This is a genomic window from uncultured Caldilinea sp. (genome assembly GCF_937128415.1).
Classification (GTDB): domain Bacteria; phylum Chloroflexota; class Anaerolineae; order Caldilineales; family Caldilineaceae; genus Caldilinea.
The window spans coordinates 60879-76464 of sequence record NZ_CAKZMJ010000014.1 but is presented as its reverse complement, the minus strand read 5'-3'; the positions used below and the strand labels follow the sequence as shown (position 1 = coordinate 76464).

The 15586-nt window shown below is 62.4% G+C and carries 11 protein-coding genes; 4 read left to right on the top strand and 7 right to left on the bottom strand.

All coding sequences use genetic code 11. The features are described from left to right. Positions 1–2483 (bottom strand): family 78 glycoside hydrolase catalytic domain (locus Q0367_RS02155; protein WP_298980749.1); only part of this gene is annotated, 2483 nt, incomplete at its 3' end. Between the two features lie 9 nt (positions 2484–2492). Beyond that, positions 2493–3152 carry a TetR/AcrR family transcriptional regulator gene (locus Q0367_RS02150; protein WP_297630256.1) on the bottom strand — a complete coding sequence of 220 codons (660 nt, stop codon included), beginning with the start codon at positions 3150–3152 and terminating at the stop codon, positions 2493–2495. A 219-nt stretch (positions 3153–3371) separates the two neighbouring features. Between Q0367_RS02150 and Q0367_RS02145 the strand changes: the two genes are divergently transcribed. Then, the gene (locus Q0367_RS02145; RefSeq protein ID WP_297630254.1) at positions 3372–4349 is read left to right on the top strand and encodes a glycosyltransferase family 1 protein; all 978 of its coding nucleotides are present in this window, start codon (positions 3372–3374) and stop codon (positions 4347–4349) included. A gap of 57 nt (positions 4350–4406) precedes the next feature. Here the strand turns inward: Q0367_RS02145 and Q0367_RS02140 are convergent, their stop codons facing one another. The 4 genes from Q0367_RS02140 to Q0367_RS02125 all read right to left on the bottom strand — a co-directional run bounded on the left by Q0367_RS02140 (position 4407) and on the right by Q0367_RS02125 (position 10958). Beyond that, positions 4407–7439: a LysM peptidoglycan-binding domain-containing protein gene (locus Q0367_RS02140; RefSeq protein WP_298980746.1), complete on the bottom strand. Its 3033-nt coding sequence runs from the start codon at positions 7437–7439 to the stop codon at positions 4407–4409. Between the two features lie 105 nt (positions 7440–7544). Next, a complete protein-coding gene (locus Q0367_RS02135; RefSeq protein ID WP_298980744.1) occupies positions 7545–8756 on the bottom strand; it encodes a DUF3048 domain-containing protein in 1212 nt (403 codons plus the stop codon). A gap of 70 nt (positions 8757–8826) precedes the next feature. Beyond that, entirely contained in the window at positions 8827–9732 is a 906-nt protein-coding gene (locus Q0367_RS02130; RefSeq protein WP_298980743.1) for an aminotransferase class IV, read from the bottom strand. Then, positions 9696–10958 (bottom strand): glutamate-5-semialdehyde dehydrogenase, encoded by a 1263-nt coding sequence (locus Q0367_RS02125; RefSeq protein WP_363325823.1) that lies wholly within the window; start codon positions 10956–10958, stop codon positions 9696–9698. The genes Q0367_RS02130 and Q0367_RS02125 overlap by 37 nt, the downstream gene beginning before the upstream one ends. A gap of 382 nt (positions 10959–11340) precedes the next feature. On the opposite strand from Q0367_RS02125, the gene Q0367_RS02120 reads away from it, so the two are divergent. Next, complete coding sequence (locus Q0367_RS02120; protein WP_297630239.1) at positions 11341–11793, top strand: carboxypeptidase-like regulatory domain-containing protein; 453 nt, start codon at positions 11341–11343, stop codon at positions 11791–11793. A gap of 8 nt (positions 11794–11801) precedes the next feature. On the opposite strand, the gene Q0367_RS02115 is transcribed toward Q0367_RS02120, so the two are convergent. Next, complete coding sequence (locus tag Q0367_RS02115) at positions 11802–13070, bottom strand: ArsA family ATPase (RefSeq protein WP_297630237.1); 1269 nt, start codon at positions 13068–13070, stop codon at positions 11802–11804. Between the two features lie 113 nt (positions 13071–13183). Between Q0367_RS02115 and Q0367_RS02110 the strand changes: the two genes are divergently transcribed. After that, positions 13184–14314, top strand: a complete 1131-nt coding sequence (locus Q0367_RS02110) for a glycosyltransferase (RefSeq protein WP_297630235.1) — start codon at positions 13184–13186, stop codon at positions 14312–14314. Continuing rightward, positions 14311–15471, top strand: a complete 1161-nt coding sequence (locus Q0367_RS02105; RefSeq protein ID WP_298980742.1) for a glycosyltransferase family 1 protein — start codon at positions 14311–14313, stop codon at positions 15469–15471. The genes Q0367_RS02110 and Q0367_RS02105 overlap by 4 nt, the downstream gene beginning before the upstream one ends. Positions 15472–15586: the final 115 nt, after the last annotated feature.

Here is a 15586-nt window from a genome sequence, read left to right as displayed (position 1 = left end):
CCCGCCACTTTGCGGTGTAAAAAGTTGACCACAGCGCCGGGGCTGTAGTGGTTCAGCGAAGCGTGCGGCTCGCCATCTGCGTCGATGCCTTCCCACGCCTCCCAGATCGTCGTCGCGCCCTTGGTGACAGCGTACAGCCAGGAGGGAGCCGTCTTCTGGGTCAACAGATCGTAGGCTACGTCCAGCCGGCCGTTCTCCGCCAGCACTTCGCATAGGAAGACCGTGGAAAGGAAGCCCGTGCCGACATGGTTGCCGCTGGCCCGCACCAGCCGCACGAGATGCTCGACGATGGCCGGCTTCAGTTCCTCCGGCGCTAGGTCGAAAGCGAGCACGCGCACATAGGAGGCCTGCCGATCGGGATGGATGCGACCATCTTTGCCGATGAACTCCGCTGCATAGGCCGCCTTGATCTGATCCGCTAAGGCTCCGAAGTAGGCGGCGTCCTCGCTCTTGCCCAGCGCTTCCGCCGCTTTGGCCAGAAGGCGCGTGGAGTAGGCGAAGTAGGCGGTGGCCACCACAGGCTCGCCCAGATAGAACCGCTTCATGACGCCGAGCATGGTGTTTAAGCCGCCGCTTTCGCCGGGTTCGAGCCATTCTCCCCAGTGATAGTTGGTGTCCCAGATCAGATGTTGACGCTTGCGACGCTCCTTGTTGAAAAGATAGCGCGGGGTTAGATATTTGGACCAGTTGGTGTGCGTGGCGCGCTTGCGCACATATTCGACCCACGCCTTCATGCTTTCGTACTGGTTTTCCAGAAATTCGAGGTCTCCATACGCCTGATAGAGCGCCCAGGGGACGATCGTTGCGGCGTCGCCCCAGCCTGCAGAGCCTTCCAGCTTTGTGAGGAAATTCATGGGGAATCGCTTCTTCACCAACTGCTCCGGGTTAGGGACGAAATTGCCGACCATGCCGTCCGCACGCTGCTCCAGGGTCAGCTCCTTCAGCCATTTGCGGAAAAAGGCGCGCACATCCATGAGAAAGGCGGCGGAGGGGGCAAAAATCTGGGCGTCGCCCGTCCAGCCGGCGCGCTCGCGCTGCGGGCAGTCGGTCGGCAGATCGAGGAAGTTGCTCTTCATGCTCCATTCGACGTTTTGGTGGAGGCGGTTGATGAGCGGGTCGGAGCACTCGAACGAACCGGTCGGCTCCATGTCGCTATAGATGGCGACGGAGTAGAAGTCGTCTGGGTTGATTGCGCCCGGCCACCCTTCCACTTTCACGTAACGGAAGCCGTGCACGGTGAAGCGCGGCTCGTATTCCTCGACGCCTTCCCCCTTCAGGATGTATTGCACCTGCTGGAAGGGGTTCTTTTCCGGGTCGGGCTTGCTAAACAGGAACAGATGCGCCTGGGTGAAATTGCCGTCCTTGTCCAGCGCTTCGCCGTGGGTCAGACGCACGCAGGTTCCTCGCGGGCCTTGCACCTTGAAATGGACGACGCCGGCCAGATTCTGGCCGAAATCGAGCACGGTCTCGCCTTTGGGCGTTGTGAGCACGGTGGGTGTAAAGGTCTCCTTGCGACGCACGGGCGGCCCCATCGAAGCGACCAGTGGATGCTTGGGATGTGAAACCACGCGCACGCCTTGCCAGCCCCGGTCGTCGAAATCGGGCGCGCACCAGCCAGGCATCTCCAGCCGCGCGTCGTATATCTCGCCGTCCTTCAGGTCCGATTTCAGAAGGGGTCCGGTCGTCGCCTTCCACGCCGAATCGGTTCCGATGACGATCTGCGTCCCTTGCGCAGTCTCCACGACAAGCATCGCCAACAGCGCCAATCGTTCGCCGTACACGTTGCGATGACCGGCGATGTGCACCTTGCCGCGATGCCAGCCATCGCCCAGGATGGCGCCGAGCGCGTTGTCTCCCTCCTGCATCAGCGCGGTGACGTCGTACACCTGATATTGAAGCATCTTGTGGTAGGGGGTGAAGCCGGGCGTGAAGCATTGATCGCCGACGCGTTGGCCGTTGAGCCAGGCCTCGTAAAGGCCGTGCGCCGTGATATAGAGCCGCGCAGAGCGCACCGGCGCGTCCAGCCTGAACGTGCGACGGAAAAATGGACAGGGCTTGAACGCCTCTGGGTCTTCATCCCATCCCACCTCGATCCATTCCGCACTCCATTCCTGTGGATCAAGCAACCCCATCTCCCACCAGGCGGGCTCGCTCCAGGCCGAGGCGCGATCCTGTCCATCCCAGACGCGCACGCGCCAGAAATAGCGTCGCCGGGAGCGCATCTCGACGCCTGTGCAGCGCACAAAGGCGGCGTCGGACGTCACCTTGCCGGTGTCCCACAACAGATTCTCGCCCTGCGTCAGGTCATCCGGCGAGCTGGCCACCTGCACCTGATAGGCGCTCTGGAAGACGCCGCGCGCGTCCGCCTCGATCCGCCATTCCAACCGCGGTCGCCGCGCGTCAATGCCGAGAGGATTTTCCAGATATTCGGTGCGCAGATGTTTGATGAAAATGGGGGCGGGTGGGGTCTCGTGCGTCGTCATCGCTCCTCCTCAGTCGTCTTTGCTTGCATTTTCACGTAGGCAGTGCTCGATGTAGATCGTAACCATCTCTTCAAAGACGCCCAGATGCGCTTCCAGCGGGATCGCTGCGTCGCTCCACGTCAGCTCCCCGCGCAGGGCGATCTTTTCCAAAAACCAGATCGCGGCGCTCAAAATCACCTCTGCACGACTGCTCTCCGACGCGGCTTGGGGGCGCTCAAGCGACTTGAGCCCTTTCCAGTGCGCCCGCAGCCGATCTTTGGTGCGCTGCGGAATCTCGGCGTCAAAAGGATGGTCCAGGTACAGGCTGTCGAACATGCCGATGTAGCGGTAAGCGTCGCGCAACTGATTAAAACTGCGCACCATGCGCTGCACCGCCGCCTTCACCGTCTCTAGAGAAGGCTCGAACCCTTCCGCACCCAATCCAACCGTCGACGCAATGCGCTCCAACATGCGAATCTGAACCTCGACCGCAATGGCGTCGATGTGAGGGAAATAACGATAGAGGGTGACTTTGGAAATGCCAGCCGCAGCGGCGATGTCCACCATTTGGGTCTTGTCGAGACCCATTTCCAAAAACAGCTTCTCCGCCGCCGCCAGGATGGCGTTGCGTTGTTCATCAACCTGATGTTTGCCCTGTTGACGATTGCGCGCAGACTGGGATGATTGCACGGTCGCCTCAATGTGAGAGGTCCGGAACGCACTGTATGTAACTTGGAGTTACACGAAGATGTTACTTCGAGGTGCATGCCTTGTCAAATTGCGCCGAAGCGGTGATTTGCGGCTCCATGAAGGGCGGCAGGAAATTCCGGGCTCCCTGGAGGGCGATCGCTCGATCTCTTTCCTGAATTCTTTGCCGCCCCTGAGCGCCGAGGAGTACAATCCGATGCTATGGATGCATCGCACTCCTTGCGGGTGGCCGTCAACGGCTGGATGGCGGGGCGCCTCGCCAGTGGAAGCGGTCAATACCTCGCCCATCTGCTCGATTGGTTGCCGCGCACGGCGCCTACGGCCAGGATTGCGCTGTTGCAACCGGTGCATCGCGCCGTGGCGAACACAGGGCCGGAGGAAAGTCGACGGCTCTGGCCGCAGATCGAGGTCGTTCCTGTGTCGTTGCCGCCGCTGCCGGAGAACATCGCGAAGGTGTGGTGGGAGCAGGTGGCGGCCCCGCTCGCCGCCCGTCGTCTCGGCGCCGATGTGTATTTCGTTCCCTACTGGGCGCCTCCCGCCTGGAGTCCACTTCCTGTCGTGACCACCATTCACGATTTGATCCCATTGCTGCTGCCGGCCTATCATGGCGGCTTCCTGCAGCGTCTATACACGCGCCTGGTTTGCTGGACGGCTCGTCGTGCGACCGCCATTCTGACGGTCAGCGAGGCCGCCGCGCGCGACATCGTGACACATTTACAGGTGGAGCCGGCGCGCGTGCACGTGGTTTATCACGGCCCGAACCAGGAAGGCTTCGCAACGGTTGACGCCGCCCATTTGCAACGCGTGCGCACCCGCTACGCGTTGCCGGAGCGTTTCTTTCTGTACCTGGGCGGCTTCGACGTGCGCAAGAATGTGCAGGCCGTCATTGAGGGGTACGCTCGCTTTCGCGCGCGCGGGGGCGATCCAACCATCAAGCTTGTGCTGGCGGGCGCGCCGCCGACGCAAGACACTCCCTTTTTCCCCGACCCGCGGCGGCTGGCGCAAGAAGCCGGATGCGCCGCCGATGTGCATTTTTGCGGTTGGATCGAAGAAGAAGACAAGCCCGCCCTGTACGCGCTGGCGACCGCCTTCGTCTTTCCCAGCCTCTACGAAGGCTTCGGCATGATGCTGCTGGAGGCGATGCAGGCGGGAGCGCCGGTGATCACCAGCAAAGGATAAAGAGCGGAGGCCGCCGGTCATGCGAATCGGCGGCCTCCAGCTGAATGGTCACAGAGGCTATTGGGTGCGCGGGACGAAACAGACTTGCTCCGGCGCCAGGGCAGGGTGGTTGTAGCCGAAGTGATCGGTGATCTGCCAGGTCAGCGTCTCCTTGTCGAAAAGCGTCTGCAACCTCTGGCAGGCCAGGGCGGCGTCCTTCTGGGCGGTGTAGACCTCTAACCACTGGGCTGCAGCTCTTGCGTAGGCGCTGTCGCCCTGACCTTGTTGCAGCGCAGCCAGACTCTCCTGGGCGGCTTCCAGATCGCCGGAAAGCGCCTGGGCCTGCACCAGCCGGAACATGGCCAGCCCCTGCAACAACTTCAGCTCCTCCGGCGCAGGAATGCCGTAGATCGAGCACGCCCTCAGCGACGGAGCGAGCGCGGCGCGATAGAGGTCGATCGCCGGGCCGTAGCCGAGAATATCGGCTGCGTGGAGCGCAATATCCGCCTCGATCAAGCGCAGCCCCATGCAGTTGCTGTTGCTGTTGTTGCGATCGTACGTCCAGCTCAGCCGGCGGAAGGGGCGGCCATCGACGCTTCGCCAGATTTCCTCATGTTCGATCTTGAGACCACCGTCGGGCGCTCCGCTGACGCCGCCGCGCAGCACGAGCTGCAGCCCCTGGCCGGGCAGCTCCGGCGCAGCCTCCGTAAATTCGGCCTTGCCTTCCGCAATGATCGCGCCGGGTTCGATGATTGGGATGTACGCTCTGCGTTGACGATCCCACGTCACGATCTGCACTTCTTTGACGCAGAAGGTCGAACAGCCATCGACCGTCCAGGCGAGATCGAGGCGCCGATCGCCGTTGAGGTCATCGGCGGCCAGCAGCGTGGGCTGGCCGTAGACTTCCGGCGCATAGACCAGCGCATAGCCTGCGCTTCCGCCGTGGTAGAGCAGCACGGCGCCCTGCGCACCGCCCGGCCCGAAGCCGAGGTCGCTCACGATGGTGGGCAGGAACAGGGCGTCTTCCACACCGTCGCCGTTGAAGTCGGCCAGCAACATGCCGCCGCGTTGATCCGTCATGCCGTCGCACAGGCGCAGCCAGGTTTCCACGATCAGCGGATCTCCTTCCGCCAACGTGAGCACGATCGGCAACGCAGTCGTGTATTCATCGAGCGTCTTGGGGCAGTCGGGCAGCTCGCCGGCCGGCTCCGCCGCCACCGGCGCCACTGCAGAGAGGTCGGTCGTGGCCGTGAGCGTGAAGAGCGGCGTGATCGGCTGGCTCGCCTCGAGGGCGGGTGTGGCGTCCTCCGCTGTTTCGTCGGTCGGCGTCGTCTGCTCGATGGCGAGCACAGGGCAGAGATCGGCGGCGGTGAAGGTGGGGTTGGCGTATCCATAGTCGGAGAGCGCCTGGTGAGCTTCGGGATGAGCTTCGGCGTAGGCGGTCGCGGCGGAGCAGGCCGCTGCAGCGTCTCCGGTCGACGCGTAGGCCTCCAGCCAGGCCTCGGCCAGCAGTGTGAAAGGCGAGTCCGGGAAGATGTCCCTCAGTTGCTCTACCGTCTCCGCAGCCAGCGCTGGCGCGCCCTCGTACCCGTGGATCACGGCCAGACGGAAGAGGCTGAAGCTGCGCAGTTCGTTCATCTCATCGCTGCGCTGTCCACATTTGACCAGCGTGCGATTGGTGATCGCTTCGGTGTACAGCTCGCGCGCTTGCGCAAGGCCGAGTTCCTGATGTCGAGCCAGCGCCTCATTGGCGTCGAGCACTTTGAAATATAGGCAGTTGCTCGGCGCGTAAACTCTCTCTAGAAGCGTGTAGGGGGCGCCGTCGACGCTGCCCCAGACCTCGGTGCGCTCTCGCTGCGGGCCGGCGCCGATGCTGCCATACTGGCCCCCTCGCAGCACAATCTCGCGCCCCTGGCCGCCGTTGCTCACCTCATCCAGTTTGACTTCGGCGTAGGCCATGACGATCGTTCGCTCCGTCCAGTCGATCCAGCTCGAGCCGTCCCAACTGCGCACCAGCACCGCGTCGAAGCAGGTGCTGGCTCCGCAGGTGGTGTCCACCCAGATCAGGTCAGGCTGGCCGTCCAGATTGACGTCATCCGCCGCCAGGATGCTCACCCGCCCGGCCGGCCGCGCCTGATAGCTGAGCACATACCCCACCTCATCGCTCATCAAAATGAGCAGATCCTGTTCAGGCTGCGCCGAGTCGGAATGGGGATTCTCAAGCACAATTGCCCAGTCTGCAACGCCGTCGCCGTTCCAGTCGCCGCTGCGCGCGTTGTTCCTGACCAGCGCCTCGCAGCTGCCCAGGAAAGTCATCACTGCGTCCATGTCGCTCGAGTTGGCGAGCATCTCTGCGACGCGCGCAGGGTAATCGGCGAACGCAGCGGGGCAGGGAGCGGACGCCTCCGTCGGCTCCTCCACTGCGGACGTCTCCGTGGCTTCGCTTTCCTCGGGGGCAGACGTGGCTTCGGGCGAGGGCGTCGGGGTGGCCGAGACCGGTGCAGGGATGATCAGTTGTTCATTGCGGAAGAGCACCAGCCCCGGACGCACTGCCCGCGGGTTGGCGGCGCGCAGAGCTTCAGGGCTGACGCCGAATTTCTGTGCGATGCTGTTCCAGGATTCGCCTGGCTGCACAATGTAAATGCGTTGGCCGGCTTCGTTCGTGGGCAGGGCGAGGATGGGGTCGGGCGTGGGGGTGGAGGTGGCCGTGGTTGGCGAGGTTGTCGGCGTTGCAGCCGTAGGTGTGGCCTCGCTGTGCACAGGCAAAATCAACACTTCGCCGACCAACAACCAGCCGGTGGGGCGCACAGAGCGAGGGTTGGCGGCCTGCAGCTCTCCGATCGGAATGCCTGTCTTGCGCGAAACGCTCGTCCATGAATCTCCGGGCTGCACGACATAGGTGGGTGCCGGCACAGGCGTCGTCATCTGCGCCTCCACGCGCGCACCGAAACCTTCGGGCAGCGCCAACGCTGCAATCAGCAGCGCAAGCGGAGCCAGGAACAACGCTGCCCGTCGAAATCCTCGCTTCCCTCGGGAAGCAAGATGAGTGCGGGAGCAACGGCGGCGCACGGTGGGGAGCAGGCGTTGACCATGGGTTTGCATTCGGGACATGGGTGGCCTCTCTTTATTGCTGCATCTCTTAAGGCTTGCATCCCGAGTCCGCTGGCCCTACGTGACCGGGGAAGCGTCGATAGAACGATGGATAGGGCGATTCTATTATTGATACGAAATGTCCTCGATCTTGCGCACAACTTGCACCCAGCTCTGCCCCGGTTTCAGCGTGATCGGCACTTCGCCGGGGCCAAGCCAGCGCGGAGGCGCCTCCTGGCTGGCGCGCCAGGTGCCTTCGTAGACCTTGCCATCGCGGAAAATGCGCAGGTCGCCAAACTCATGCAGTTTGATGTTGATGCCCTTGGTGCCGAGCGTATCCTCGATGATGTCGGTCACTTCATGCACGGCGGCCAGGACGATCACGTTGGACGCTACGATGGGGCCATTGATGGCAGGGTCGAACTGTGGCACGCCGCCCTGGTACCGAAGATAGCCCCCCAGCGCGGGGTCGTAGCGCCATTGCACGCTGTTGCCGCCAGGGTAGGGGATGTCAATCACAGTGGCTTCGCCAGCAGGGTTGGACGGGGGCTCTTCACTAAATTCAAAGCCCGGTTTATTCCACTCCGTGGGAATGCCCTTATCCGCAAGCCATTGTCGTACGCCATCGGTACGCGCCTGTAACCGCGTGCGATAGTCGGTTCCCAAGTTGGTGAAATAGCGGTTGTTGGAAGGGTCGTCGATATCGGCGTCGAGATAGGGAAAGCCGACTTCATTTTTGAGCAGATAGCGAATGGCGTCGCTGCCGCCCGAACAGGCGAGCACCCCGCCGTACATCTGCACCATCCAGATATTCGGATAACGCGCCGAGCGCACCGGCCCGATGCGATCCGCCTCCTGGCTTTGATACATCGCCGTCAGGCGCGTCAGCGAGAAGCCGTCGACGATGTACTCGTACACCAGGTCGGCCTTGCTCAACCCCCAGTGCGCGGCGCGGCCGGCGGCGTCGTTGTTGACGCACACAAAAATCGGCAACTGCTTGATGCGCTCCGGATCATCGACCGGCAGACCGGTGAACGGGGCGATGTTTTCCGGTCGCGGCGTGGGGGTGGGCGGCTCGGGCGTGGGCGTCGGCATCGGCAGCGCCACGGGCGTGGGCGAGGCATGCGGATTGCCGGCCGCCGCAACCGGCGTCTTGGTGGGTGTAGGCGTAGGCGCAGGCCCACCGGCGCCGCAGGCCGCAAGGAGAAGCGCAGCCACAACAAGCAAAACGAAAAATAGGATGCGTTTGTGTTTCGTGAGACGATGCAACATGATGGCTCTGGATGAGATGGTGAAAGAAGATGGATGAAAGGACGACATGGTGAAAGGCAACTTCATCAAAAATATTCCATCAAACGCATATTCCATCAAACAAGCGGTGACAGAATCGACTCTGTTGATGACAAATTTACGCTGGCTCATACATGGGAACAAGACCTTGCCTGACAGAAGCGCGGAAAAGTTCGAGCAGCCATTGCGTGCGCTTACCCACGCGGCCATCGCCGATTTTCTGTCCATCGATGCGCACGATCGGCAGGATCTCCTTCGTGGTGCTGGTGATGAACGCCTCATCGGCGACGCTCAACTCGGAGCGATGGATCGGTCGTTCGATGATCGCGAAGCGATCGGCAGCCAGCGTCAGCACCGCTGCGCGCGTCACGCCGGGCAGGATGTCTTTGGCCGGCGTGATCAGTTGATCGCCGTGAAACAGAAAGAAATTGCTGGTGGTGCATTCGGTGATGCTCCCCTGCGCATCGCAGTAGAGCGCTTCGACGGCGCCTGCCGCGCGTGCGCGCTGTTGCCCGCGGATCGCAGTGATGTAGTTGAGGCTTTTGACCGTTGGCATAAAGCGCGGTGCGTCGAAGGTGATCAGGCTGGCGCCCTGGCTGTATAGGTGATCGGGCTGCGGTTTGATCGGCGCCACCATTACCAGCAGGGAAGGGGGACCCTCGGGCATGAGAAAGCTGCTCGAGGGTCCACCGGTCACGATAATGCGAACCGTCACGTCCGTCGGGTCGTTGCGCGCCAGCGTCTCCTGAACGATCGTTTCGAGCACATCCAACGACCACGGCAACGCCAAGTCAATTTGGGCGGCGGAGCGCTGCAAGCGCACGAGATGAGCCTGCAGACCGAACGGCTGCGCGCCGTAGGTGCGCAAGAGCTCAAAGACGCCATAGCCGCGCACCAGGCCCAGGTCGTCCAGATGCAAGGCGGCCTGGCGGGCCGGCACGAACGCTCCGTTGACGTAATAAATATATTCAGGCGGATCGGCGTTGTTCATGGACGGATATCCCAGTTTCCAATGCACACCCATTTGTAGGTCGTCAGCTCCTCCAGCCCCATCGGCCCGCGGGCGTGCAGTTTTTGCGTGCTGATGGCCACTTCGGCGCCGAGGCCAAACTGTCCGCCGTCGTTGAAGCGCGTGCTGGCGTTCACGAAGACCGCCGAAGAGTTGATGGCGTCGACGAAACGATTGGCGTTGGCGAGGTTGTTGGTCAGGATGCCGTCGGAATGCTCCGAGCCGTGCTCGTAGATGTGCTGAATCGCCTCTTCCACATCGTCGACGACCTTGACGCCCAAAATCAACGCCATCCACTCCTGATCGAAATCGTCTGGCCCGGCTTCCAACACGGTGGCGCCGTAAGGATTCGCCTGCAACAGCGCATACGCCCTCGGCTCCGCCCGCAGCTCCACCTTGCAGCGCGCCATACGTTCGGCGAGCATGGGCAAAAATTGCGCGGCCACGGCTCGATGGACGAGCACGGTGTCGCAGGAATTGCAGACGCTCGGCCGCTGCACGCGTGCATTTTCGATGATGTCGAGCGAGCGCGCAAGGTCGGCGCTTTCATCGACGAACAAATGGCAGACGCCGATGCCGCCGGTGATGACCGGGATGGTGGCCTGCTCGCGACAGAGCTTGTGCAGGGCCGCTCCTCCGCGCGGGATGATCATATCGACGTAGCGGTCGAGACGCAGCAGTTGCGTCACCAGCGCGCGGTCGGGGTTGTCGATATATTGCACCGCCTCCACCGGGAAGCCGCTCGCCTCCAGCGCGTCCTGGATCGTCTCCACTAACGCCAGGTTGCTGCGCAAAGTTTCGCTGCCCCCGCGCAAAATCACGGCGTTGCCGGTTTTGAGCGACAGCGCGGCGATGTCGATCGTGACGTTGGGCCGCGCCTCGTAGATGACGCCCAGGACGCCGATCGGGATGCGCCGCTTGCTCAGCCGCATGCCGTTGGGCAACAGGCGGCTTTCGATCTCGGCGCCGACCGGGTCGGGCAGCGCGGCGACTTTACGCGTGTCCGCCGCCAACGCGCGCACGCGGCCTTCGTTGAGCAGCAACCGATCGAGCAGCGCAGGCGTGTGCCCTTTGGCGCGCGCCTCCTCCATGTCCCGGGCATTGGCCGCAAGGATGTGCTCGAGGCGCGCTTCGAGCCTGTCTGCAATCGCCAGCAGCGCCTGGTTTTTAGCGTTGGTGGTGTAAGCAGCCAGACGACGACTGGCGGCGCGCGCCGCTGCGCCCATCTGCTCCAGGCTCACGCGTTGTTCAACCATGACTCCCATATCCGTTCTCCTTCATAGAGCCTGCTCCCGAGCGCCCACCGCTGAGCATTGAGTTTTCCGCCTGCCGTGGCGTCCCAATGCAAGGCGCTCCCTCATTGTACAGCGAAATGCGAGAAATGCTGTCGTCACTTGCGTGCGTACTTTACCACAAGACAAAAGGAGCCTCCTAAAGCGCCGTTCTTTTGACGATAGAGCCCTCGCTGCAAATTCCAACCTTAAAATTATCGTCTATTTAACCAGAATATATTGCTTCTTTACGCAAAGAGGAATAGAATGAAAGGAAAATGAAAGCGTCGTAAGCCGCATTGCGTGGTATGCTCATCCCCAGATGAACCCTTTTTCGGAGCGTAGCGTCCCTATGAAGTGGCCCAAACGGCTCGTCGCCATTGGCGTCATCCAACTGACACTGCTTGCCCTTTTCGGCGCGGCGGCGCTGGCGGTCGGTGAAGAGCCTGGCTCAAGCGGATACATTTCCGGTTCGGTCTTTTACGACTTGGACGGGAACGGTCAGGCGAACGTTGGCGAGCCGAACGCTGCAGGCGCGACGGTCTTCATTCAGCGTGAAGGAGAGGCTGCGCCGATCGTCTTAAGCGCCGACGCCGAGGGCTTTTTCGTTGCACGCGATCTTCCCTACGGCGCTTATCGGGTTTGGGCGCAGGACGCTGAAGCCAACCGTTCTGCAGTGCAGTTTGTGACGCTGGACGAGGTCAACGGCGCCAGCAGCATCGATCTTCCGATTCCTGGCGACGCTTCGGGCGGCGCACAAATCCGCTTCACCAACAGCATCTTTTTGCCGCTGGTCAATCGCTGATCTTCCCATCAACTGCGCCGGAATCTTGCTTTCAGGTTCTCCCAACGATTGGGCTTGAGCTCTTCTTCGCTGATTTCGGGCGTTGCCTCGTTGATTTTGAAGTAGATGTTCAGGCGATCCTGTTCGTACTTCGCTCCCGCAATGTCCAATCGAGCCAGCCCCATCGGCAGCGCCACGTTGCGCTTCCAGTTGCCGATGCGGATGATCAGCTCGTCGAAGATGCTGCGGTGCAGATGCACTTCGCTGCGTTCGACCAACGGCAGCGGCAAGCTCAGCACATAGTGGGCGCCGTTGCGGAAAATTTCCTGCGGTTTGCCGATGTAATAGTGACGGGTGGGGTCGCCCTCGCCCCCGCGCACCGCCTCCGCGCCGAAGACGGCTGCAGCCATCTGGCGCAGCATGGGAATGCCGATCACCTCCTGCTCGAAGAAGGGCGCTTCCAGGATCGGCAAGGGATAAAAGCACTCGTGCACAAGCTCCAGGTTCTGCGCCTGCGCGCTCTTCCACGCGTCGAAATATTGATCGGCGATGGAGCGGGGAAACACTCGATTGCAGATTACGGCGTCCACGCTGTAGCCGTAGAGATTCAGGTAGGTGTAGGCGCGCTGCGCTTCCTTGACCACCATTTTTTCGGGGTTCAGCACCACGCGCATGCTGCTCACTCGCCCGTCGCTGAGCAGTTTGCTCATGCGCTCTAGAAAACTGACCAGCTCCTCGATGCTGTCGAAGATTTCATCGTCGGGCAGCGGCATGTCGGTCATGCGCTTGACCATCGGCCGCGCCAGTTGAATGGTTTTGCGCTGGAACGGGAAAATTTTTTCGATATACCAGCGGGCGATGTCCGGGAAGCTGAGCAGTTGCAGGGTGGAGCCGGTGGGCGCCGCGTCGATGATGATCACGTCGAAGCGGCCGCTTTCCGCCAGAGAGGTGATCTGCATCAGGCTGGCCAACTCCTCCATGCCGGGCAGCACCGCCGTCTCCTCGGCGACGAGGCTGTCCATGCCCTGCCACATAAAGAGCGCGTTCAGGTAACTCTGCACCGTGCCCCAGTACTGATCCATCTGGCTGAGCAGGTCGATCTCCTGCCCCCAGAGATTCGGCGCCAGCTCGACCATCTGGCTGCCGATGCGGCGGTCGAAGCTGTCCCCCAGGCTATGCGCAGGATCGGTGGAGAGCACTGCAGTGCGATAGCCCAGCTCGGCGCAGCGCACGGCAGTGGCCGCGCTGATGCTGGTCTTGCCCACGCCTCCTTTGCCCGTATAAAGCAGAATTCTCATCTTGTCTCTACGTCCTTTATCAACACCTTCGTCCGAAACGAATCTGCGCGCTTTTGATCGCACTTTTTGATCGCACTATAGCATAGCACAAGGGCGGGAAATCCTTCGGTGGGATGAACCCAGTTTATAATGGGCGCATGCGCGTGCTTCTGGTCAGTAAGGCGATGGTGGTCGGCGCCTATCAGCGCAAGGCGGAAGAGATCGCGGCGCTGGGGGTGGAGCTAATCGTGTTGACGCCGCCATCCTGGCGCGATCGCCGTGGCGCGCAACCGTTGCAGCGGACGTACACCGAAGGCTACCAATTGCGTTCGATCCCCATTGGTTTCAACGGCGCGTTTCATCTTCATTTTTATCCGACGCTTCCGTCGGAGATTCGTCGCATTGCGCCCGATCTGCTTCACATGGACGAAGAGCCGTACAACTTTGCCACGTGGCTGGCGCTGCGCGCGGCGCACCGCCAACGCATTCCGGCGCTTTTCTTTACGTGGCAGAATCTGTTGCGCCGCTATCCGCCGCCCTTTTCCTGGTTCGAGCGCGCCAACTACGTTGCAGCCGCTGCGGCCATTGCCGGCAGCGAGGAGGCGGCGAACGTCCTACGGCGCAAAGGCTACGTCGGCGCGTTGGCGGTGATTCCACAGTTCGGCGTCGATCCGGCGCATTTCGCGCCGGCGAAGGCGCGCAGCGTTCTCGCCGGCCGCCTGCATATCGGCTACGCCGGCGGCCTTTTGCCGGAGAAAGGACTCGACGATCTGCTGTACGCGTGCGCCCATCTGCGAGGGGAATGGCGGCTCACGCTGGCGGGCGAAGGCAGCGAGCAGCGCGCGCTGCAAACCCTGGCGGCGAGGCTCGGCGTTGCACAGCGCGTGGCCTTTGTCGGCCGCATCCCCAGCACGGAGATGCCCGCCTTCCACCGCAGCATCGACGTGCTGGTCTTGCCCAGCCGCACCACGCCGAGCTGGAAGGAGCAGTTCGGTCGCGTCTTGATCGAGGCGATGGCGTGCGAAACGCCTGTCGTGGGCAGCGACAGCGGCGAGATTCCCAGGGTGATCGGCGACGCCGGCTTGGTCTTCCCCGAAGGCGACCGTCAGGCGTTGACCCAACAGCTTCAGATGCTTTTGGATGATGCGGAGATGCGCATCCGGTTGGCGCAGGCGGGGCGGCGCCGCGTGTTGGCGCACTTTACGATGCAGCAGGTGGCGCAGCGCACGGTGAACCTGTATCGAGAGGTGTTGAGGCGTTCATGAAAGTTGCGCTTAACGCACAACTGATCAGCGATCAGGTGGGCTATCGCAGTGCAGGCGTGAGCACCTACAGCGCCGAGTTGGTGCGCGCCCTCGGCGAACTGGCGCTTGAAGAGAGGAAGCGCGGCTCATCGCCCTGGGAATTCTCCGCCTATCTCCATGTCAACTCCTTTGAAGCGCCCGGCGTCCGCCTGATCCACTCGCCCCGGCTGCTCGAGCAGCCGACCGCGCGCATTCTCTGGGAGCAGACGCAATTGCCTCTGCACCTGCGTCGTCAACGCGCCGACCTTGTGCATGGCCTCGTCAACGTGCTGCCTCTGGCTGCGCCCTGTCCTGGCGTGGTCACCGTCCATGACCTCTCCTTTGTGCGGCTTCCGCAGACGTTGCCGCCCGTCAAACGCACATACCTGACCGCCCTCTGTCGCGCCAGTGTGAAGCGGGCTGCCCGGATCATCGCCGTGAGCGGACAGACGGCCGACGATGTGCAGCGCTATTTTGCAGCGCCGGCGGACCGCGTCGTCGTGATTCATAATGGCGTGTCGACGCGCTTCAGGCCGCACTCGCCCTCAGAGTTGGAGACCTTCCGTCGCCAGAGCGGCGCACCGCCGCGCTATCTGCTCTATCTCGGCACGCTGGAGCCGCGTAAAAACCTGGCTTTGCTGGTGCGCGCCTTCGCCCGCTGGCGCACGCTGTGCGCCCCGGCTGACCGAGAGGTGAAGTTGGTGCTGGCCGGCGGCAAAGGATGGTGGTATGCAGAAATCTTCCACATCGTTCAGGAGTTGGGGCTCATCGACGCCGTGCACTTTCCGGGCTTTATTTCGCAAGAAACGCTGCCCGCCTGGTATGCGGGCGCAGAGGCGTTCGTCTATCCCAGCTTATTTGAAGGGTTTGGCTTGCCTGTGCTGGAGGCGATGGCGAGCGGGACGCCGGTGATCTGCAGTCGGGCGCCCGGCGTGCAGGAAGTGGCGGGCGACGCAGCGATCACGTTCGACCCGCAGGACGAGGCGGGATTGGTCGCTGCGCTGCATCTGGTGATGAGTCAGCCGGCGCTGCGGCGCACACTGGGGCAGCGCGGGCTGGCGCATGCAGCGCGTTTTTCCTGGCGACGGTGCGCCGAAGCGACCTGCAGCGTCTATCTACGCGCCGCCGCCAACTTGTGAGCAATGCAATTCGCTGGCACAATATCGGTCTGGCGAACTCAGTCAGGCGCACCGGGTTGGGTCAGGGACGCAGGTGCGCCTGCAGGCTCTAAAATCATTCCTAGACAATGGCAGG

What these genes read in the sequence shown, in the direction of transcription:
- Q0367_RS02140 (WP_298980746.1), bottom strand. Translation starts at nt 7,439, where the DNA reads ATGTCCCGAATGCAAACCCATGGTCAACGCCTGCTCCCCACCGTGCGC.
- Q0367_RS02105 (WP_298980742.1), top strand. Translation starts at nt 14,311, where the DNA reads ATGAAAGTTGCGCTTAACGCACAACTGATCAGCGATCAGGTGGGCTAT.
- Q0367_RS02110 (WP_297630235.1), top strand. Translation starts at nt 13,184, where the DNA reads ATGAACCCAGTTTATAATGGGCGCATGCGCGTGCTTCTGGTCAGTAAG.
- Q0367_RS02120 (WP_297630239.1), top strand. Translation starts at nt 11,341, where the DNA reads ATGAAGTGGCCCAAACGGCTCGTCGCCATTGGCGTCATCCAACTGACA.
- Q0367_RS02115 (WP_297630237.1), bottom strand. Translation starts at nt 13,070, where the DNA reads ATGAGAATTCTGCTTTATACGGGCAAAGGAGGCGTGGGCAAGACCAGC.
- Q0367_RS02135 (WP_298980744.1), bottom strand. Translation starts at nt 8,756, where the DNA reads ATGAAGTTGCCTTTCACCATGTCGTCCTTTCATCCATCTTCTTTCACC.
- Q0367_RS02130 (WP_298980743.1), bottom strand. Translation starts at nt 9,732, where the DNA reads ATGGGTGTGCATTGGAAACTGGGATATCCGTCCATGAACAACGCCGAT.
- Q0367_RS02145 (WP_297630254.1), top strand. Translation starts at nt 3,372, where the DNA reads ATGGATGCATCGCACTCCTTGCGGGTGGCCGTCAACGGCTGGATGGCG.